Below are 19854 nucleotides of genomic sequence, written 5' to 3' on the forward strand. Positions count from 1 at the left end.
CGGACGGCCACACCCTGCCGGTTGTGCCCGGAAGGTCGCGTCCGCCGGGGTGCTCCTTGGTCGCGCTCGGCCGGTCGCGCCTGCCGGTTGCGCCCGCTGGCTGCGTCCTGCTGGTTGCGTCCGCCGGGGTGCTCCCGGATGGCTGCGCCCTGCTGGTTGCGTCCGCCGGTTTGCTCCCGGACGGCCGCGCCCTGCCGGTCGCGTCCGCCGGGGTGCCCCCGGACGGCCGCGTCCGGATGGCCGCGCCCGTCGGAGTGCTGCGGGACGGCTGCACCCTGCCCGGTCGCGCCCGCCAGGGCGACACCCCGGCGGGCGCGCCCCCGGGTCGGGCCGGTCGCGCCGTGCGGGCGGGGCGGAGCGGGTCAGTCGGAGTCCGGCTGGGCGCGCAGGCCGTCCTCGGTCAGGCCCTGCTTCCAGTAGCCGACGAAGGTGACCCGCCGCCGGTCGATGCCGCGGTCGTTCACCAGGTGCCGCCGCAGTGCCTTCACGCTGCCCGACTCGCCGGCGATCCAGGCGTACGGGACGCCCTCGGGGAGCTCGGCGGCGGAGACCGCCGCCAGGGCGGACGGCGCGCCCGCGTCCCGGACGAGCCAGGTGATCTCCGCGTCCGCGCGGGTCGCGAGGTCGAGCCGGTCGTCCGCGTGCGGGACCTCCAGCCACACCTTGGCGCGCATGCCCTCCGGCAGCCACTCCAGGATCGCCGCCGCGGCCGGCAGGGCGGTCTCGTCGCCCCACATCAGCACCCAGTCGGTGTCCTCGGGCGGGCGGCAGCGCACCGCCGTGTTGTCGGCGACGGCCGGGCCCAGCACCGTGACCCGGTCGCCCGGGGCGGCGGCGAGCGCCCAGCGGCACGCGGGGCCGCCGTCCTCGTGCACGGCGAAGTCGATGTCCATCTCGCCGTCCGCGGGCCGCTGTTCGCGGACCGTGTACGAGCGCATCACCGCGCGCTCGCCGTCCGGCAGCGCCCGCCAGGCGCCCAGGATCGCGTACATGTCGCCCGCGTCCGTGGGGACGACCGGCGCCGGCTGCCCGGGGTGGGGGAGGAACAGCGACAGGGACTGGTCGCGGCCGCCCGCGGCGAAGCCCGCGAGCTCCTCACCGGTGAAGGTGACCCGGACCAGCGACGGGCCGAGCCGCCGCGTCCGGGCGACCTCGATGCCGAAGAAGCGGAACGGGGCGGTCTCGGCCTGTGTCGTCATGGTCAGGCGACCTTCTTCGCGTTCTCGATCGCCTCGGCCAGGTCCTCCAGCAGCGGGGCGCACTTGGCGTAGGAGTAGACCGGCTCGGTGACCCGGGCGGCGACCTGGCCGGCCTTGACGGCGGGCAGCTGCGCCCAGGTGGGCTTGGCCTTCTTGAGGTCGGCGTCCTGCAGCGTGCCGGTGCGGTTGTCGAGGATGATCAGGTCGGCCTCGTACTTGCCGACGTTCTCCCAGCTCAGCTCCTCGAAGAAGCCCTGCGCGTTCGGCTTGGGCTCGACGAACTTCACGCCCAGCTCCTGGAAGTAGAGCGTGTCGGCGGACATCTTCGGCACCGAGACGTAGAAGAGGTCCTGCGAGCCGGAGCCGATGAGCACCTTGAGCTCGGGCTTGGCCTTCGCCGCCTTGCGCAGCCGCTCGGCGGCGGCCTCGAAGCGGGCCTTGGCGTCGGTGACCTTCTTGTCCTTCAGGTCGGCGCCCAGGGACTCGGCCAGCTCGGCGCGGCGGGCGAGCGCCTGCGGCATGGTGGTCTCGGCGGCCCACAGGGCGACGCTCGGGGCGAGGCCGAGGATCTTGTCCTTGGACTCGTCCGGCACGTACCAGAGGGCGCCCTTCTGCCACATGTCGGTGATCAGCAGCTCGGGCGCGAGACCCGCGTACTTCTCGACGTTGAACTCTCCCCAGACGTTGCCGAGGATCTCCAGCTTGTCGATGTTCATGTCGCCGGCCTGCACATCGGCCTTGCCGTCGGCGGTCTTGGTCGGGCCGAACACGCCCTTGACCTGGATGCCGTAGTCGTACAGGGCGGCGGCGGTGCCGGTGAACGCCACGATGTTCTTCGGGACGGACTTCTGCTCGGCGGTCTGGCCGCGGTCGTCCTTGAAGCTCCACGGGCCCGACGACTTGGCGGCGCCGGTGTCCGTGCCGCCGCCCTCCTTGGCGTCGTCCTTGCCGCACGCGGCGAGCGCGACGCCCAGCCCGAGGGCGCCGCCGGCGGCGAGCAGGCCGCGGCGAGTGAGGTGGGAAGCTCGGGCGTTGGGCATGATGGTGTCCGCTTTCGTGCGTGCTGTTCCGGCCAGGGGGCCAGGTCCGAACGTAGGTTAGCCTAACCTCAGTGTCTGTCCAGGGGTTGGCCCCCGCCGTCCTCGGTGACCTGGCGTGATCTTGGCCACCCGCCCCGCCCGGCACCGCGGCGCGCCGGAGCGGCCACCGCCGGCCGCCCCGGCGCCGGTTGTTTCCGGACACGCCGGAGCGCGCGGCCCGTGCCGTACCGGGTCGCGCGCGGAGGGCGGCGCCCGGACCGTCGGCCCGGGCGCAGGGGTCAGCCGGTCAGGCCCAACTCCCGGGCGATCAGCATCCGCTGGACCTCGCTGGTGCCCTCGCCGATCTCCAGGATCTTGGAGTCGCGCCACATCCGGGCCACCGGGTACTCGTTCATGAAGCCGTAGCCGCCGTGGATCTGGGTGGCCTCCCGGGCGTTGTCCACCGCCACCGTCGACGAGTACAGCTTCGCCAGCGCGGCCTCCTTCTTGAACGGCTCGCCCAGGACCAGCCGGGACGCCGCGTCACGCCAGCCGACCCGCGCCATGTGGGCCCGCATCTCCATGTCCGCGATCTTGAACTGGATGGCCTGGTTGTCGCCGATCGGCCGCCCGAAGGCGTGGCGCTCCCGGGCGTAGCGGACCGACTCGTCGACACAGCCCTGCGCCAGACCGGTCGCCAGCGCCGAGATCGCGATCCGGCCCTCGTCGAGGATCCGCAGGAACTGGGCGTACCCGCGGCCCTCCTCGCCCAGCAGGTTCGCCAGCGGCACCCGGACGTCGGAGAACGAGAGCTCACGGGTGTCGGAGGCGTTCCAGCCGACCTTGGAGTAGGGCGCCGCCACCGTGAAGCCGGGGGTGCCGGACGGCACGATGATCGAGGAGATCTCCGGGCGGCCGTCCGCCTTGCGGCCGGTGACCGCGGTGACGGTGACCAGGCCCGTGATGTCGGTGCCGGAGTTGGTGATGAAGCACTTGCTGCCGTTGATCACCCACGCGTCGCCGTCGCGCACCGCCGTCGTCCGGGTGCCGCCCGCGTCGGAGCCGCAGTCCGGCTCGGTCAGGCCGAACGCGCCCAGCATCTCGCCGGAGCACAGCCGCGGCAGCCACTCCCGCTTCTGCTCCTCGGTGCCGAAGCGGAACACCGGCATGGCGCCCAGCGAGACGCCCGCCTCCAGGGTGATGGCCACGGACGAGTCCACCCGGGCCAGCTCCTCCAGGGCGATCCCGAGGGCCAGGTAGTCGCCGCCCATGCCGCCGTACTCCTCCGGGAACGGCAGCCCGAACAGGCCCATGCGGCCCATCTCGCGGACGATCTCGTAGGGGAACTCGTGGCGCTCGTAGAAGTCGCCGATCTTGGGGGCGACGACGTCGTGCGCGAACTCCTCGACCGTACGGCGGAGTTCCTCGTGCTCGGCGGAGAGCCGATGGTCCAGGGACATGGGGACGTTCACTCCTTGTGGGAGAGGGCGCGGACGGTACGGGAGGGGCTGGGGCGCCCCAGCTGTTCGGCCATCCACACGCTCGTGGCGGTGAGCCGGCCGAGGTCGACCCCGGTCTCGATGCCGAGGCCGTCGAGCATCCACACGAGATCCTCGGTGGCCAGATTTCCGGTGGCGCTCTTCGCGTACGGGCAGCCGCCGAGGCCGCCCGCCGAGGCGTCCACCACGGACACGCCGTGGCGCAGCGCGGCCAGGGTGTTGGAGAGCGCCTGGCCGTAGGTGTCGTGGAAGTGGACGGCGAGACGGGACGTGGGCACGCCCGCGTCGTTCAGCGCGGTGAGCAGCGCCGTCACATGGCCCGGCGTGGCGACGCCGATGGTGTCGCCGAGGCTCAGCTCGTCGCAGCCCATCTCCGCGAGCCGGCGGCACACCGCGGCGACCTGGGCGAGGGGCACGGCGCCCTCCCACGGGTCGCCGAAGCACATCGACACATAGCCGCGCACCCGCAGCCCGTGCTCGACGGCCCGGGTGACCACGGGCTCGAACATCGCGAGCGCCTCGTCGACCGTGCGGTTGAGGTTGGCCTTCGCGAAGGACTCGGTGGCGCTGGCGAACACCGCGACCTCACGGGCCCCGAGGCTCAGCGCCCGGTCCAGCCCGCGGTCGTTGGGCACCAGCACCGGCAGCCGCACCCCGGCCAGATCGCTCACCATCGGGAACAGCCGCTCGGCGTCGGCGAGCTGGGGGACCCACTTCGGGTGGACGAAGCTGGTCGCCTCGACCGTGGTGAGCCCCGCCCCGGCCAGCCGGCGGACGAACTCCGCCTTGGTCTCCACCGGGACGACGGCGGACTCGTTCTGCAGGCCGTCGCGGGGGCCGACCTCGTGGATGCGGACCCGTGCGGGCAGGCCCGGGTCGGGCACGGTCATCGGCAGCGCCGTCGTCATCGTGCCTCCCCCTCGCCCCCGGCGGTGCCTGCGCCGTCGCCTTCGGTACCGGCGTCGTCGGGGAGGACGACGGCCAGCACCTGGTCCATGGCGACCGTCGAACCGGCGACCACGTCCAGCTCGGTGACGGTGCCCGCGTGCGGGGCGGAGATGACGTGCTCCATCTTCATCGCCTCCACCACCAGCAGGCTCTGGCCCGCGGCGACCGCGTCGCCCACGGCGACCTTGACGACCGTCACCGTGCCGGGCATCGGCGCCGCGAGGGTGTCCGCCCCGGCGTGCGCGGCCCCGCTCAGGGACGCCTCGACCGGGTCGTGGTCCAGGACCTGCCAGCAGTCGCCGTCCCGGCCGAGCCAGGAGCCGGCGCGGTGGAACGTGTGGGTGACGCCGTGCAGCTCCACGGAGATCGCGTGCTCGCCCACCCGCCGGGCGGCGTCCGGGTGCGCGGCCCGGGTCACCGGGTCGTGCCCCGGCACCCGCAGCGGGAAGGCGAGCGGCGCGGGCCGGCCGCCCATCCGCCAGCCGTTCGGCACCGAGAACGGGTCCGTCCAGCCGCCGGGGCGGGGCGCGAGCGCCTCGGCCCGCGCGGCCGCGGCCGCCTCGTACACCTCGTCCGGCACCCCCTCCGGGACCAGCGAGGGCGCCTCGCGCTCCACCAGCCCGGTGTCCATCTCGCCCGACACGACCGCCGGGTGCGCCAGCAGGCGGCGCAGGAAGCCGGCGTTGGTCGGGACGCCCAGGGTGACGGTGTCGGCGAGCGCCGCGCGCAGCCTGCGCAGCGCGGTGGCCCGGTCCGGGCCGTAGGCGATGACCTTGGAGAGCATCGGGTCGTACAGGCTGCCGACCTCGGTGCCCTCGGTCAGGCCCGAGTCGGTGCGCACACCGTCGCCCGACGGCTCGCGCAGGCGCAGCACCGTGCCGCCGGACGGCAGGAAGCCGCGCGACGGGTCCTCGGCGCAGATCCGGGCCTCCACGGCGTGGCCGGTCAGGGTGATGTCGTCCTGGGCGAAGCCCAGCGGCTCGCCCGCCGCCACCCGCAGCTGCCACTCCACCAGGTCGAGGCCGGTGACGAGCTCGGTGACGGGGTGCTCGACCTGGAGACGGGTGTTCATCTCCATGAAGTAGTACTGGGACGGGTCGGTGCCCGGGACGATGAACTCCACCGTGCCCGCGCCCCGGTAGCCGCAGGAACGTGCCGCCTGGACGGCGGCCTCGCCCATCGCGGCCCGCGTCGCCTCGTCCAGCAGGACGGACGGCGCCTCCTCGATGATCTTCTGGTGGCGGCGCTGGAGCGAGCACTCGCGCTCGCCGAGGTGCACCACGTTGCCGTGGCCGTCCGCCAGCACCTGGATCTCGATGTGCCGGGGGCGGTCGATCCACCGCTCCACCAGGAGGGTGTCGTCGCCGAAGGAGGCCCGCGCCTCACGCCGGGCCGCCGCGATCTCCTCCATCAGCGCCGACTCGGCGCGGACCAGCCGCATGCCCTTGCCGCCGCCGCCCGCCGAGGGCTTGAGGAGCACCGGCATGCCGATCTCCCGGGCGGACGCGGCGAGTTCCTCGTCGCCGAGCCCGCTGCCGGACGAGCCGGGGACCACCGGCACCCCGGCCGCGCGCACCGTCTCCTTGGCCCGGATCTTGTCGCCCATCAGCGAGATCGCCGGCGCCGGCGGGCCGATGAAGACCAGCCCGGCCTCCTCGCACGCCGCGGCGAAGCCCGCGTTCTCCGCGAGGAAGCCGTAGCCCGGGTGGACGGCCTGGGCGCCGGTGCGGGTGGCCGCGTCGAGCAGCCGGTCCACGGACAGGTAGCTCTCGGCGGCGGACGGCGGGCCGATGCGCACGGCGGTGTCGGCCTCGCGGACATGGCGGGCGTCGGCGTCCGCGTCGCTGAAGACGGCCACCGAGCGCACCCCCATGGCGCGCAGGGTGCGGATCACCCGGACCGCGATCTCGCCGCGGTTGGCCACCAGAACGGTGTCGAACATCGTCATCGTGGAAGGTCCCTCACATCCGGAAGACGCCGAAACCGGCGTCGCCCAACGGCGCGTTGGCGCAGGCGGTCAGGGCCAGGCCCAGCACCTGACGGGTGTCCACGGGGTCGATGACCCCGTCGTCCCACAGCCGGGCCGTCGCGTAGTAGGCGTTGCCCTGGGTCTCGTACTGGGTGCGGATCGGAGCCTTGAAGGACTCCTCCTCCTCGCCCGTCCACTGCTCGCCGCGGCCCTCGATCTGGTCGCGCTTGACGGTGGCCAGCACGGAGGCCGCCTGCTCGCCGCCCATGACGGAGATCTTGGCGTTGGGCCACATCCACAGGAAGCGGGGGCCGTAGGCCCGGCCGCACATCGAGTAGTTGCCCGCGCCGTAGGAGCCGCCGACCACGACCGTCAGCTTCGGCACCCGGGTGCACGCCACGGCCGTGACCATCTTGGCGCCGTGCTTGGCGATGCCGCCGGCCTCGTAGTCCTTGCCGACCATGAAGCCGGAGATGTTCTGGAGGAACAGCAGCGGGATGCCGCGCTGGTCGCACAGCTCGATGAAGTGCGCGCCCTTCTGGGCGGACTCGGCGAACAGGATGCCGTTGTTGGCGACGATGCCGACCGGGTGGCCGTGGATCCGGGCGAAGCCGGTGACCAGGGTCTGCCCGTACTCGGACTTGAACTCCTGGAACCGCGAGGCGTCCGCGATCCGCGCGATGACCTCGCGCACGTCGTACGGGGTCCGCGAGTCGACCGGGACGGCGCCGTACAGGCCCGCCGGGTCGGCCTTGGGCTCCTCGGCCGGCTCGACCGACCAGGGGAGCGGGCCGCGCTCCGGGAGGGTGGCGACGATGTTGCGGACGATGCGCAGGGCGTGGGCGTCGTCCTCGGCGAGGTGGTCGGTGACACCGGAGACCCGCGAGTGCACCTCGCCGCCGCCCAGCTCCTCCGCCGTGACGACCTCGCCCGTGGCGGCCTTCACCAGCGGCGGGCCGCCGAGGAAGATCGTGCCCTGGCCCCGCACGATCACGGCCTCGTCGCTCATGGCCGGGACGTACGCCCCGCCGGCCGTGCAGGAGCCGAGCACGGCGGCGATCTGGGGGATGCCCGCACCGGACATCCGCGCCTGGTTGTAGAAGATCCGGCCGAAGTGCTCCCGGTCGGGGAAGACCTCGTCCTGCATCGGCAGGAAGGCGCCGCCCGAATCCACCAGGTAGACGCAGGGGAGCCGGTTCTCCAGGGCGACCTCCTGCGCGCGCAGGTGCTTCTTGACCGTCATCGGGTAGTAGGTGCCGCCCTTGACCGTCGCGTCGTTGGCGACGACGACGACCTCGCGGCCGCTGACCCGGCCGATGCCGGCGATCACCCCGGCCGCCGGGGCCTGCCCCTCGTACATCCCCTCGGCCGCGAGCGGCGCGAGCTCCAGGAACGGGGATCCCGGATCGAGGAGGGTGTCCACCCGGTCCCTCGGCAGCAGCTTGCCGCGCGCGGTGTGCCGGGCGCGCGCCTTCTCGCCGCCGCCGAGGCGGGCCGCCGCGAGACGGGACCGCAGACCGTCGGCGAGCTCCTGGTGGGCCGCCTCGTTCGTCTGCCAGGCCTCGGAGGCCGGATCCGCGGCGCTCGCCAGCACTGGTGCCTGCTGCATCGCTCGAGCTCCCTTGCTCGGTTAATGAGCGTTAACGTGTTGCGTTCAGGTTAACGACCGCTAACCGCCCTGTCTAGAATGAATGTTCATGAGCACCAGGACGTCGGCACCCACGCGCCGCGAGCAGATCCTCAGGGAGGCCGCCCGCCTCTTCGCCGAGCGCGGCTTCCACGGTGTCGGCGTGGACGAGATAGGCGCAGCGGTGGGCATCAGCGGCCCCGGTCTGTACCGGCACTTCCCCGGCAAGGACGCGATGCTGGCCGAGCTGCTCGTGGGCATCAGCGAACGCCTCCTCAGCGGTGGGCAGCGCCGGGTGGCGGAGACGGGTGGCGACTGCGGGGCGCTGCTCGCGGCGCTCATCGACGGGCACATCGACTTCGCGCTCAACGACCGCCCGCTGATCACCCTGCACGACCGGGAACTCGACCGCCTGCGGGACGCGGACCGGCGCCGGGTGCGCCGGCTCCAGCGCCGGTACGTCGAGCTGTGGGTCGCCGTCGTGCGTGAGCTGCACCCCGAGGTCGCCGAGGCCGAGGCGCGCGCGGCGGTCCACGCGGTCTTCGGGCTGCTCAACTCGACCCCCCATATGGGGGTGAACGGCTCCGGCCCGCTCGGCCGCCCCGGCACCGAGGAGCTGCTCCGGCGCCTCGCCCACGGCGCCTTCGCCTCCCTCGGCACCCCGGCCGCCCCGGGACCGGCCCCGGCGTAGGCGCGGGGGCCCGCGGCGAGGGCTCGCGCGGCGCGCGGGGGCTGCCGCGGGCGCCCGCGCACGGGGGCGCGCCGGCCCGGCCGCGGGTGCGCGCGGGGGCTTTTGCACGCGCGGCGCGAGGTCACCGTGGGCGTCCGCGCGGCTCCGGGCGCGGGTGTGCGCGGGCGTGCGGGTGCGGTCGCGCCCGGGCGCCCGCCCTGTCCATCGCGCAAGACGGTGCACACGCTCCGCGCACCCCACGGCACAATGGGCTCATGCCGATACCCAGCCGTGCCGCCCTCGTCGACCACCTCGTCCGCTCACGTATCGCTGGAGACGTCGCCACGCCGCGCGACAACAACCTCTCCCACTACCGCAAGCTCGCCAACGGCGACCGGCACTACTGGCTCGGCCTGGAGCTCGGCGACCGCTGGACCGACGAGCAGGACGTCCTCGCCGTCATGGCCGAGCGCTGCGGCGTCAACGACGACCCGTCCCACCGGCAGGGCCAGGACACCATCGACCCCGAGCTGACGGTCGACGCGCTGGAGCGGATGGCCGCGCGGCTGCGCAAGGCCGCCGCTGACGGCGAGCGCGTGCTCTTCGCGACCGGCCACCCCGGCGGCCTGCTCGACGTCCACCGCCAGACCGCCGCGGCGCTGCGGGCGGCCGGCTGCGAGATCGTGCGGATCCCGGGCGGGCTGTTCGCGGACGAGGGCATGGTCTTCCAGTTCGCGGACGTGGCGATGCTGGAGCGCGGCGCGACCCTGTGGCACACCCACTCGCCCGCGCCGATGGCCGCCATCCTGGACTGCTTCGAGCACCAGGGCACGCCGCTGCCCGACCTGGTGGTCGCCGACCACGGGTGGGCGGGCTGCGCCGGGCAGCGCGGGCTCGACGCCGTCGGCTACGCGGACTGCAACGACCCGGCCCTGTTCATCGCCGAGGCCGAGGGCACCCTCCAGGTGACCGTCCCGCTCGACGACCACGTCACGGACCCGCGCTTCTACGACCCGATGACGGCCTACCTGCTCGACGCGGCCGGCCTCGACGTCCCGGCGTGAGCCGCGCGGCCCGGGGCCGCGCACGGGGTTGCGTGCCGGCCGCGTGCCGTACGGCGGCGGGCCGGTGGCCCCGGGCGGAGCATCGTGGCGCATGGGGGACGCCGCGAGGGACCGCCCGGGGCGGCTCTGCCGGTCTCCGGTCCGTGCGGAGCCGCCGCTCCGCACGGACCGGACCGCCGGGGAGGTCCGGACCGCTCGGGCCTCCTCCGGGGACGGACGGCCTCCCGTGCCTGCGGGGCCGTCGCCTGGACGTGGTGCGAACGCTTCGGGACGCCTGTCACGCCCGCTCGCCGCGTCGCCGGGTCGGGTCGGGCCCGGTACGCGGACGAGGTCCGCGCCACGCCCCTCGGGCGGACGGCGACGGTGCGCCGGCCGGCCCTGGTCGCGGGTGGTGATGGTGTTCCGGTTCGCCTTGGCCGTGGACGGTGCCGGTGCCCGGGCGGCCCTGGTCGCGGGTGGTGCTCCAGTGGGAGCCGGTCCGCCCCGGTCATGGGTGGTGCCGGTGCGCCGGTCCGCCCCGGTCGCGAAGGCCGGCGCGCCGCGCGGCGGTCTTCGCCCGGCGGCATCAGGGACATCGCGGCGCGCAGGGCCGGGTCCCCGGGACCGGCACGGCCCCGGCGGCGATCCACAGCATGCGCTCGCCGCGCGGGGCGCGTGCCCGTCGTGCGGGCCCGCGAGCCGCGCCGGGCGTCGTGTCGCCGCCCGGCGGTTCCTCCTCGGCACGGACCTCGGCGCTCACGGATGCCGTTCCTCTCGTCGGTCGGTCGGCCCGGCGGCCGGAACGGCTTCCGGGGTGCGCGCAGTCCCGGGGCGCGGTCGGGGCCTGCGGCCCTCGTGCCCCGGCCGATCCGGACGGCCGTTCGTGGCGGCCTAGGATCTGCATCCAGGTTCGCAGCCGCGGCCCCGTGAGGATTCCGACCACAGGACGACCTTTGCCCTACGACTCCAGGCCGGTGCGGGTCCTCGTCGTCGACGACGAGGAACTCGTCCGTGCCGCGCTCCGAGCGTCCTCGACCACGACGAGCGGCTGCACGTCGTGGGGGCCTGCGACGGCCCGGAGGCCGTCGACGCGGCCCGGGAGCTCGCCCCCGACCTGGTGCTCCTGGACGTCGACATGCCCGGCGCACACGGCATCGGCGTCGTGCTGCCCGCGCTGCGCGCCCTGCCCCGCCCGCCCGCCGTCGCCATGCTCACCGCGCTCGACACCCCCGACCACCTGGAGCACGCCCTGCGGCAGGGCGCGTCCGGCTTCCTGCTCAAGACGATGGAGCCCCGGATGTTCACCGACGCCGTGCGGCTGCTCGCCGCGGGCGGGGTGGTCTGCACCCCGCCCGGCAGCGCCGCCGTGGTCGGGGGCTGGACGGCCCGGGCCCCGCACCGCCCCCGGCCGCGGACCCGGGGCGGCTCGACGTCCTCACCGACCGCGAGCGCGAGGTGCTCACCCTGATCGCGGCCGGCCTGCCGAACGCGGACATCGCCGCCTGCCTCGGCATGGGCGTGACCACCGTGAAGACCCACATCGGCGCGATGAAGCGCAAGCTCGGCGCCGACAGCCGCGTCGCCCTCGCCGCCGTCCTCCACCGGACGGCGGCGCCGTGACCGGGCAGCCGGGGGCCCGCCCGGGCGCGGGGTGTGCCGCAGCCCGGGGACCGTCAAGCCTCGTGCCCGCCCGCGCGCGGGGTGTGCCGCAGCCGGGTGGGGCCGGAGGGCCGGAGTCCGGTGGCCGGCCCTCGGCGGCGCCCGGGTCACAGGTGCCCGCGGCCGGGGGCGTGGCCGTGCCGGGTGGTACGTCCTCGCCGTGCCCGCCCGCGCGCGGGGGTGTGCCGCAGCCGGGTGGGGCCGGGAGGTCGGAGGTGCCCGCGGCCCGGGGCGTCCGCGGGGCCGGCGGGGTGCCCGCCGGGGCGCGGCAGCCCTCCGGCCCGCCCGGGCCGGGGAGCCCCGCCCCGGGGCGGCGCCGGCGAGCGGCGCGCGCGGGCGGGAGCCGTGGTTCCGGCCGCGGGGCGGGCGGGCGTACGCCGTGGAGGGGCTGGTGGTCACGGCGTGCGTCGCCGAGGCCCTGGCGACCCGGGTCGCGCTGACCGGCTGGATGCTCCCGACGGCCCTCGTCGTCGCCTGTCTGCTGCCGCTGCGGTGGCGCTTCCCCCGCTGCGTGCTGCTGCTCGCGCTCCCCACGCTCGTCACCGGCGAGCTGTGGCTGCCCGCGATGGCCGCGCTGCACGCCCTCGCCGCCTCCGAGCGCTCGCGCCGGATCGCGGCGGCCGGGGCCGCGGCGGTCGCCGTGGTGTCCTTCGTGCCCTGGCGGGCACCGGGCGACTACGTGTGGACGGTGCCCGAGACCGTGCTGGGCGTCCTGCTCTCCGGGCTGCTCGCCGTCGCTCCCGCCGCCCTCGGGCGGCTCGCCCGGGCCCGCCGCGAACTGGCCGCCCGCCTCGGCGAACTCGCGCTCTCCCAGGAACGCGAACGCCGCCACGCCGCCGAACAGGCGGCCCTGCGCGAGCGGGAGCGCCTCGCCCGCAACGTCCACGACACCGCGGCCCACCACCTCAGCCTGATCAGCCTGCGCAGCGCCGAACTCGCGGCGGCGGCCGGCTCCGAGGAGTACCGGCGGCAGGCCGAGGCCCTGGGCGAGCTCAGCCGCCGGGCGGCGGCCGACCTGCGCGACACCGTCCACCACCTCGGCCCCGGGCTCGACCGGCTGCACGAACTCCTCGGCCCCGCGGGCGCGGTGGCCGTCCGGCTGGAGGCGGAGGGGTGCCCCGCGGACGTCGGGCACGCCGCGTACCGGATCGTCCAGGAGGCGCTCACCAACGCCCGCCGCCACGCCCCCGGTGCCCCCGCCGTGGTCGACATCGGCCCCGCGGCCGGCGCCTTGCGCGTCGTCGTCCGCAACGGCCCGTCCGCCCTGCCCGCACCCCGGCCCGAACCCGGCGGCGGCCAGGGGCTCCTGGGCCTCCACGCCCGCGCCGCGAGCCTCGGCGGCACCCTGACCGCGGCCTCCACCCCGGACGGCGGCTTCCAGGTCGAGGCCACCCTCCCGGTGCCGGGCCGCGCCTGACGCTCCCCGGCCTCCGGGCGGACGGACCCCGGGCGTATCCCGCGCGCACCGGCCGAGCGCCCCCGAGCCCGCGCGCCCCCGCCGGGGGTTGGGTGCCCAGTGCGCCGGGCTACCCGCCGGTGCCGGCCGCCCCCGCCGGGGGTTGGGTGCCGAGGCCGGGAGTGGGGTCGAGGTAGACGCGGCGAATGGAGGGCCAGCGTTCCCGCAGTTGCTGTTCCGCCTCCTCGCAGGCCCACTCGACCTGGCGGGCGCTGGACGCGTCGCGGAAGTCGACCTTCGCGGCGACGAGGATCTCGCGGGGGCCCTGGATGAGGGTGGTCAGCTCCAGCACGTCCACGATGTGGGGCACCGAGAGGATCTCCTCGCGCACGCTCGCGCGCAGACGGGCGGGGAGCGGACGGCCGATCAGGAGCTGGGCGTTGCTGCGGCCCAGGACCCAGGCGACGTAGACCAGCAGCACCCCGATCAGCAGCGAGGCGATGCCGTCCCAGACGCCGGAACCGGTGAGCTGGCCGCCGAGCAGGCCGCCCGCCGCGAGCAGCAGGCCGACCAGCGCGGCCGAGTCCTCCATCACCACCGCCTTCACCGCCGTGTCCGGGGTGCGGCGCAGATAGCGGCCGAAGCCGTAGTGCAGCAGCCGTGCCTCCGCGCGCGCCTGGTGGACACCGGTGCGCAGCGAGTACGACTCCAGCACGAAGGCGATGGCGAGCACGATGTACGCGAGCAGCGGATCGCCCGGCTCCGCGTCATGGGTGAGGGAGTGGATGCCGTCGTAGAAGGAGAAGACCGCGCCGCCGACGAAGGTCGCGACCGAGGCCAGCAGCGCCCAGATGTAGCGCTCGGGGCCGTGCCCGAGCGGGTGGTCCTCGTCGGCCGGCCGGTCGCCGCGCTTCACGGCCGCGAGCAGCATCACCTCGGTGACGGTGTCGGCCAGCGAATGCGCGGCCTCGGACAGCATCGCGCTCGATCCGCTGACCAGCCCCGCCACCAGCTTCGCCGCGGCGATCCCCAGATTGGCGATCGCCGCGACGATCACGGTGAAGGCGCTCTCGGGCTCGTCCTCCCGCGCGGACCCCTGCTCCCGCAGGTCCTGCCCGTCCGCATCGCCCGGTTCCTTCGCCTCGCGCGTCGCGCCGGGTTCCTTCGCCTCGCCCGTCCCGCCCGGTTCCTTCGCCTCGCCCGTCTCGTTCGACTCGCTCATGCGACGGACGGTATGCCCGATTCGCGGCAGGTTGGGGGACCGGCTCGGCGGCGCCCGGCGGCGCCCCGCGTCAGCGGGGGACCCGGACGACGCCCTCCTGGATGACGGTGATCGCCAGCCGCCCGTCCTGGGTGTGGATGCGGGCCTGGCCGAGGCCCCGCCCGCCGGAGGCGGACGGCGACTCCTGGTCGTACAGCAGCCATTCGTCGGCGCGGAACGGCCGGTGGAACCACATCGCGTGGTCCAGCGACGCGCCCACCACGTCACCGACCGCCCAGCCGCCCCGGCCGTGCGCCAGCAGCACCGAGTCGAGCAGGGTCATGTCCGAGACGTAGGTGGCCAGGCAGACGTGCAGCAGCGGGTCGTCGGCGAGCTTGCCGACGGTGCGGAACCAGACCTGCGAGCGCGGCTCGCGGGGCCGGCCGACCGTGCCGTACGGCGGCTCGTCGACGTAGCGCAGGTCGACCGCCGCCCGGGCCTCCAGGAAGCGCTCCACGACCCGCCCGTCCACGAACCGGTCCGCGTAGCGCGGCAGCAGCTCGGCCGCCGTGGGCAGCGTCTCGGGGTCGGGGGCGGCGGGCATCTCCGCCTGGTGCTCCAGCCCCTCCTCGTACGTCTGGAAGGACGCCGAGAGGTGGAAGATCGGCTGCCCGTGCTGCACGGCGACGACCCGCCGGGTGGTGAAGGACCGGCCGTCGCGGATGCGGTCGACCGTGTACACGATCGGCGCGCCCGGGTCGCCCATGCGCAGGAAGTACGAGTGGAGCGAGTGCGCCGTACGGTCCGCGGGGACGGTACGGCCCGCGGCGACCAGCGCCTGGGCCGCCACCTGTCCCCCGAAGACCCGGGGGACGACGGCGGACCGGGAGCTGCCGCGGAAGATGTTCTGCTCGATCTGCTCCAGGTCGAGCAGATCGAGCAGATCGTCGAGTGCAGGGCTCATGGGCTGACGGTACTTACAGACCCATGTCCTTGGCGATGATCATCTTCATGACCTCGCTGGTGCCGCCGTAGATGCGGTTGACGCGGTTGTCCGCGTACAGGCGGGCGATCGGGTACTCGTTCATGAAGCCGTAGCCGCCGTGGAGCTGGAGGCAGCGGTCGATGACGCGGTGCGCGACCTCGGTGCAGAACAGCTTGGCGGAGGCGGCCTCGGCGGCCGTCAGCTCGCCGGCGTCCAGGGCCTCCAGGGCGCGGTCGGCGACGGCCTCGGCCGCGTCCACCTCGGCCTGGCAGGCGGCCAGCTCGAACTTGGTGTTCTGGAAGGAGGCGACGGTCTTGCCGAAGACCGTGCGGTCCTGCACGTACTCCTTGGCGAACCGGACGGCGGCCTTGGCCTGCGCGTAGGCGCCGAAGGCGATGCCCCAGCGCTCGGAGGGCAGGTTGGAGCCGAGGTAGTAGAAGCCCTTGTTCTCCTCGCCGAGCAGGTCGTCGACGGGGACCTTCACGTCGACGAACGCCAGCTCGGCGGTGTCGGAGGTGCGCAGGCCGAGCTTGTCCAGCTTGCGGCCGATGGAGTAGCCCTCCGCCTTGGTGTCGACGGCGAAGAGGGAGATGCCGTGGCGGCGGTCCTCGGCGGTCGGGGCGTCGGTGCGGGCGCAGACGATCACGCGGTCGGCGTGGACGCCGCCGGTGATGAAGGTCTTGGAGCCGTTGAGGACGTAGTGGGTGCCGTCCTCGGAGAGCTTGGCGGTGGTCTTCATGCCCGCGAGGTCGGAGCCGGTGCCGGGCTCGGTCATCGCGAGCGCCCACATCTCCTCGCCGGAGACGAACTTGGGCAGGAAGCGCTTCTTCTGCTCGTCGGTCGCGAGGGACTTGATGTAGGGGAGGGCGAGCAGCACGTGCACGCCGGAGCCGCCGAACTGGACGCCCGCGCGGGCGGTCTCCTCGTAGAGGACCGCCTCGAACTTGTGGGAGTCCAGGCCCGCGCCGCCGAACTCCTCGGGCACGTTGATGCCGAAGATGCCCAGCTCGCCGAGCTGGTGGTAGAACTCGCGCGGCGCCTGACCGGCCGCGAACCACTCCTCGTAGACGGGGACGACCTCGGCCTCGATGAAGGCGCGGATCGTGTCCCGGAACGCCTCGTGGTCCTCGTTGAAAACGGTACGGCGCACGGACGCCTCCCTCGTAGTGGTCACACGGATGTGTCACGGATATATCTAAGCGCTTGCTCAGTCCAAGTTACCGGGCGGTTGTTGAAACTGTCCAGAGTGACATCGGGCACGGCGGGCCGGCGTCTCGGCGGAGGTGTCGGCCGGCGCCTTCGGCGGGCCCCCTCCGGAGTGGGGTCGAACCCGCCGGTAATAAGGCGCTGCACGCCTCTGGCTGCCCCCTTCCGCCATGGGCTACCGTCGGTAACCCTTGCCGCCCCGGCAGTCTCCTCCGCACCTCTCACCCCCCTCCCGCGGGTGTGCCCAGCCGTGCCCGCGGCCGTCCTGGAAGGCAGTCACTGGTGGAGAGCTCCAGCGCAGACAGCGGATCGCAGACCGGTCCCGACACCCCCTCCGGCGTCACCCGCCGCCACGCCCTGACCGTCGCGGGCGGCGCGTTCGCCGCCGCCGCGGTCGCCTCGGCCGCCCCCGCCTTCGGCGCGGAACCGCAGTCCGCCGACGCGATCGTCGTCGGCCACGGACTCGCCGGACTCGTCGCCACCATGGAACTGGCCGCGGCGGGACGCAAGGTCCTGCTGCTCGACCAGGAACCCGAGGCGAGCCTCGGCGGCCAGGCGTTCTGGTCCTTCGGCGGCCTCTTCTTCGTGGACTCCCACGAACAGCGCCTGATGGGGGTCAAGGACTCCAAGGACCTCGCCTGGCAGGACTGGCTCGGCACCGCGCGCTTCGACCGCGGCGTGGACGACCCGGCCGGCCAGGACCACTGGGCGCGCAAGTGGGCCGAGGCGTACGTCGACTTCGCGGCGGGGGAGAAGCGGTCCTGGCTCGCCGGGCTCGGCATGCAGTGGTTCCCGATCGTCGGCTGGGCCGAGCGCGGCGGCGGCCTCGCCGACGGACACGGCAACTCGGTGCCCCGCTTCCACATCACCTGGGGCACCGGACCCGCCGTCGTGGAGCCCTTCGAGAAGAAGGTCCGCCAGGCGGTCGCGGCGGGCAAGGTGACGTTCCGCTTCCGGCACCGGGTCGACGAGCTGATCACCAGCGGCGGCGCCGTCACCGGTGTGCGGGGCGCCGTCCTGGAGCCGAGCGGCGTCGCACGCGGCAAGCCCAGCTCGCGGACGGTCGTCGGCGACTTCGAACTCCGCGCGCCGGTCGTCGTGGTGACCTCCGGCGGCATCGGCGCCGACCACGACCTGGTGCGCCGCAACTGGCCGGCCCGTCTCGGCACCCCGCCCAAGACCATGATCACCGGCGTCCCGGCCCATGTGGACGGCCGGATGCTCGGCATCACCGAACGCGCGGGCGGCCGGATCGTCAACCCCGACCGGATGTGGCACTACACCGAGGGCCTGCGCAACTACGACCCCATCTGGCCCGGCCACGGCATCCGCATCCTGCCCGGCCCGTCCTCGATGTGGTTCGACGCCACCGGCAAGCGCTTCGGCGCCCCCGACCTCCCCGGCTACGACACCCTCCACACCCTGAAGTCGATCACCGCCAGCGGCCACGACTACTCGTGGTTCGTCACCACGCAGAAGATCATCGCCAAGGAGTTCGCCCTCTCCGGCTCGGAGCAGAACCCCGACCTCACCAAGAAGGACCTGCTGATGCTGCTCTCCCGCATCTGGCAGACGCCCGAACCGATCGAGCGCTTCAAGAAGTACGGGGAGGACTTCGTCGTCGCCTCCTCCCTCCCCGAGCTGGTGCACGGCATGAACCGGCTCACCGGCGACAACCTGATCGACCTCGCCGACCTCCGGCGCCAGATCGAGGCGCGCGACCGGGAGATCACCAACCCGTACACCAAGGACCTCCAGGTCATGGGCATCCGCAACGCCCTCGCCTACCCGGGCGACACCCTCAGCCGGACCGCCTCCGTCCACCGCATCCTCGACCCGGACGCGGCCCCGCTGATCGCCGTCCGCCTCAACGTCCTGACCCGCAAGACCCTCGGCGGCCTGCAGACCGACCTCTCCGGCCGCGTCCTGAACGCCGCCGGGCAGCCGATCCCCGGCCTCTACGCCGCCGGCGAGGTCGCCGGCTTCGGCGGCGGCGGCGTCCACGGCTACGGCTCCCTGGAGGGCACCTTCCTCGGCGGCTGCCTCTTCTCCGGCCGCGTCGCGGGGAGGGCGGCGGCGGCCGCGACGGGGTGACGCGGGCCGGTCCGCGCGCGGCGCGGCAGATGTGACAGGGGCCCCGTCACACCGGGCGGGGCCGACCGCACCGCCCGCGCGCCCGTGCGGGGGCGGTGTCCGCCGTGACGACTGACGAGGACCAGCGAGACCCGTACACGGACGTGTACGAGCTCGTCGAGAAGGGCCTGAGGGTCACCGGCTACTGACGCGCCTCCGTCGGGAAGGCAGAGGTGTCAGCCCCCGAGCGCGCCGCTGCGGACCGCCGTGACGAAGGCCGTCCAGCCGGGCGCCGGGAACACGAGGGCGGGTCCGTCGGGGACCTTCGAGTCCCGGACGGGGACGCCGGCCGGGTGGGCGTCGACGACCTCGACGCAGCTGCCGGCGTCCGACCCGCTGTAGGACGACGCGCGCCAGCCGGCGAGCCGGGACGCGTCCGGGATGGTGGGCTCAGCCATGGCGATCGAACTCCTCCGCTGCCGCTCTCATGAGGGCGATCGACTCCCTGAGGGGGAGTGCGTCGCTCAGAGCGAGATCGTAGTGAGCCTGCAACTGTTCGACCACGGCCGGGGCGTCGTGGACGCGGCCGATGTGCATGCCTTCGGTGTAGGCGACGGGTGGCTGGTCGTCGAACCACATCAAGGACAACATGCTCTGGAGCAGCGGGTGGTAGCCGAGCCGCATCGGCAGGATGTGCACCCGCACGCGCTGTGACTCGGCCAGTCCCACGAGATGCCGGAGCTGCCCCGCCATGACCGCGGCCCCGCCGACCGGGCGCCGCAGCACGGACTCGTCCAGGAGGGCCCACACGGTGGGCTGGACGGGATCGGCCAGGACGGCTGCTCGCTGAAGTCGTGTGACAACGGCCCTGTCACAGTCCTCTTCACTCCTGGGAGGGAAGGCGGAGCCGAGGACGGCACGGGCGTAGGCCTCCGTCTGGAGGATGCCGGGCACGAACGCGAGGGCGAACTCACGGATGGACCGCGCCTGTTGTTCGAGGTGCATCGCCGCGGCGAAATGGTCCGCGACCGCGACGTCCTCCTGGGGGAGGAAGCTGCTCAGCACGTTCCCCGTGTTCAGAGCCCGGTCCAGGCGGCGGGCGTCCTCCTTCGAGGGGATGCGGCGGCCCGCCTCGATATGGGCGATGTGCGAACGCGTCATGATCGCCGCGTCCGCCAGTTCCTGCTGGGTGAGCCCGGCCGCGTCCCGCTGCGCCTTCAGCCACTCCCCATACATGTTGCTCACCGTGAACTCCTTTGTGACAAAGGGCCTGTCACACCGAACCCCCTGGTCAGCGTAGGCACCCCGGCTCCACTGTGTGAGGCGATCGCCACAGAGCGACACCTTCGTGGCACCTTCC

17 protein-coding genes are annotated in these 19854 nt (G+C 74.1%); 6 read left to right on the plus strand and 11 right to left on the minus strand.

Translation table 11 applies throughout. The annotated features are described in order from the left end of the window. Window positions 1–362: 362 nt before the first annotated feature. The 6 genes from JE024_RS22455 to JE024_RS22480 all read right to left on the minus strand — a co-directional run bounded on the left by JE024_RS22455 (window position 363) and on the right by JE024_RS22480 (window position 8243). The gene (locus JE024_RS22455) at window positions 363–1199 is read right to left on the minus strand and encodes a siderophore-interacting protein (protein ID WP_205375306.1); all 837 of its coding nucleotides are present in this window, start codon (window positions 1197–1199) and stop codon (window positions 363–365) included. A 2-nt stretch (window positions 1200–1201) separates the two neighbouring features. Then, entirely contained in the window at window positions 1202–2239 is a 1038-nt protein-coding gene (locus JE024_RS22460) for an ABC transporter substrate-binding protein (protein WP_205375307.1), read from the minus strand. A 278-nt stretch (window positions 2240–2517) separates the two neighbouring features. Further along, the gene (locus JE024_RS22465) at window positions 2518–3678 is read right to left on the minus strand and encodes an acyl-CoA dehydrogenase family protein (RefSeq protein ID WP_205375308.1); all 1161 of its coding nucleotides are present in this window, start codon (window positions 3676–3678) and stop codon (window positions 2518–2520) included. 8 nt (window positions 3679–3686) lie between these two features. After that, window positions 3687–4625, minus strand: a complete 939-nt coding sequence (locus tag JE024_RS22470) for a hydroxymethylglutaryl-CoA lyase (protein ID WP_205375309.1) — start codon at window positions 4623–4625, stop codon at window positions 3687–3689. Then, window positions 4622–6607, minus strand: a complete 1986-nt coding sequence (locus JE024_RS22475; RefSeq protein WP_205376677.1) for an acetyl/propionyl/methylcrotonyl-CoA carboxylase subunit alpha — start codon at window positions 6605–6607, stop codon at window positions 4622–4624. Before JE024_RS22475 ends, JE024_RS22470 begins: the two co-directional genes overlap by 4 nt. A 19-nt stretch (window positions 6608–6626) precedes the next feature. After that, window positions 6627–8243 carry a carboxyl transferase domain-containing protein gene (locus JE024_RS22480; RefSeq protein ID WP_205375310.1) on the minus strand — a complete coding sequence of 539 codons (1617 nt, stop codon included), beginning with the start codon at window positions 8241–8243 and terminating at the stop codon, window positions 6627–6629. Window positions 8244–8331: 88 nt separating this feature from the next. On the opposite strand from JE024_RS22480, the gene JE024_RS22485 reads away from it, so the two are divergent. From JE024_RS22485 to JE024_RS22500, 5 genes are all read left to right on the plus strand, one after another. Continuing rightward, window positions 8332–8952, plus strand: a complete 621-nt coding sequence (locus JE024_RS22485) for an SACE_7040 family transcriptional regulator (RefSeq protein ID WP_205375311.1) — start codon at window positions 8332–8334, stop codon at window positions 8950–8952. A gap of 254 nt (window positions 8953–9206) precedes the next feature. Then, window positions 9207–9995 carry a phosphatase gene (locus tag JE024_RS22490; protein ID WP_205375312.1) on the plus strand — a complete coding sequence of 263 codons (789 nt, stop codon included), beginning with the start codon at window positions 9207–9209 and terminating at the stop codon, window positions 9993–9995. A gap of 1036 nt (window positions 9996–11031) precedes the next feature. Continuing rightward, complete coding sequence (locus tag JE024_RS41205) at window positions 11032–11442, plus strand: response regulator (protein ID WP_244883029.1); 411 nt, start codon at window positions 11032–11034, stop codon at window positions 11440–11442. Next, window positions 11430–11594: a response regulator transcription factor gene (locus JE024_RS41210; RefSeq protein WP_244883030.1), complete on the plus strand. Its 165-nt coding sequence runs from the start codon at window positions 11430–11432 to the stop codon at window positions 11592–11594. Before JE024_RS41205 ends, JE024_RS41210 begins: the two co-directional genes overlap by 13 nt. Before the next feature lie 430 nt (window positions 11595–12024). Next, a complete protein-coding gene (locus JE024_RS22500) occupies window positions 12025–13050 on the plus strand; it encodes a sensor histidine kinase (RefSeq protein WP_205375313.1) in 1026 nt (341 codons plus the stop codon). 109 nt (window positions 13051–13159) lie between these two features. Here JE024_RS22500 and JE024_RS22505 read toward each other — a convergent pair whose 3' ends face one another. The 3 genes from JE024_RS22505 to JE024_RS22515 form a co-directional block, all read right to left on the minus strand. Continuing rightward, window positions 13160–14251: a cation diffusion facilitator family transporter gene (locus JE024_RS22505; protein ID WP_205375314.1), complete on the minus strand. Its 1092-nt coding sequence runs from the start codon at window positions 14249–14251 to the stop codon at window positions 13160–13162. A gap of 70 nt (window positions 14252–14321) precedes the next feature. Continuing rightward, window positions 14322–15194 (minus strand): acyl-CoA thioesterase II, encoded by an 873-nt coding sequence (tesB, locus tag JE024_RS22510; protein ID WP_205375315.1) that lies wholly within the window; start codon window positions 15192–15194, stop codon window positions 14322–14324. A gap of 13 nt (window positions 15195–15207) precedes the next feature. Beyond that, a complete protein-coding gene (locus tag JE024_RS22515; protein ID WP_205375316.1) occupies window positions 15208–16365 on the minus strand; it encodes an acyl-CoA dehydrogenase family protein in 1158 nt (385 codons plus the stop codon). A gap of 338 nt (window positions 16366–16703) precedes the next feature. Here JE024_RS22515 and JE024_RS22520 point away from each other — a divergent pair, with 338 nt between their 5' ends. Then, window positions 16704–18515, plus strand: coding sequence for an FAD-binding dehydrogenase (locus tag JE024_RS22520; RefSeq protein WP_205375317.1), 1812 nt, complete (start codon window positions 16704–16706; stop codon window positions 18513–18515). Window positions 18516–18730: 215 nt separating this feature from the next. Here the strand turns inward: JE024_RS22520 and JE024_RS22525 are convergent, their stop codons facing one another. Together JE024_RS22525 and JE024_RS22530 are read right to left on the minus strand one after the other, a co-directional pair. Continuing rightward, a complete protein-coding gene (locus JE024_RS22525) occupies window positions 18731–18952 on the minus strand; it encodes a DUF397 domain-containing protein (protein WP_205375318.1) in 222 nt (73 codons plus the stop codon). Next, window positions 18945–19739, minus strand: coding sequence for a helix-turn-helix domain-containing protein (locus tag JE024_RS22530; RefSeq protein ID WP_205375319.1), 795 nt, complete (start codon window positions 19737–19739; stop codon window positions 18945–18947). The genes JE024_RS22525 and JE024_RS22530 overlap by 8 nt, the downstream gene beginning before the upstream one ends. Window positions 19740–19854: the final 115 nt, after the last annotated feature.

Origin of the sequence: Streptomyces zhihengii, assembly GCF_016919245.1 — a bacterium.
Taxonomy (GTDB): domain Bacteria; phylum Actinomycetota; class Actinomycetes; order Streptomycetales; family Streptomycetaceae; genus Streptomyces; species Streptomyces zhihengii.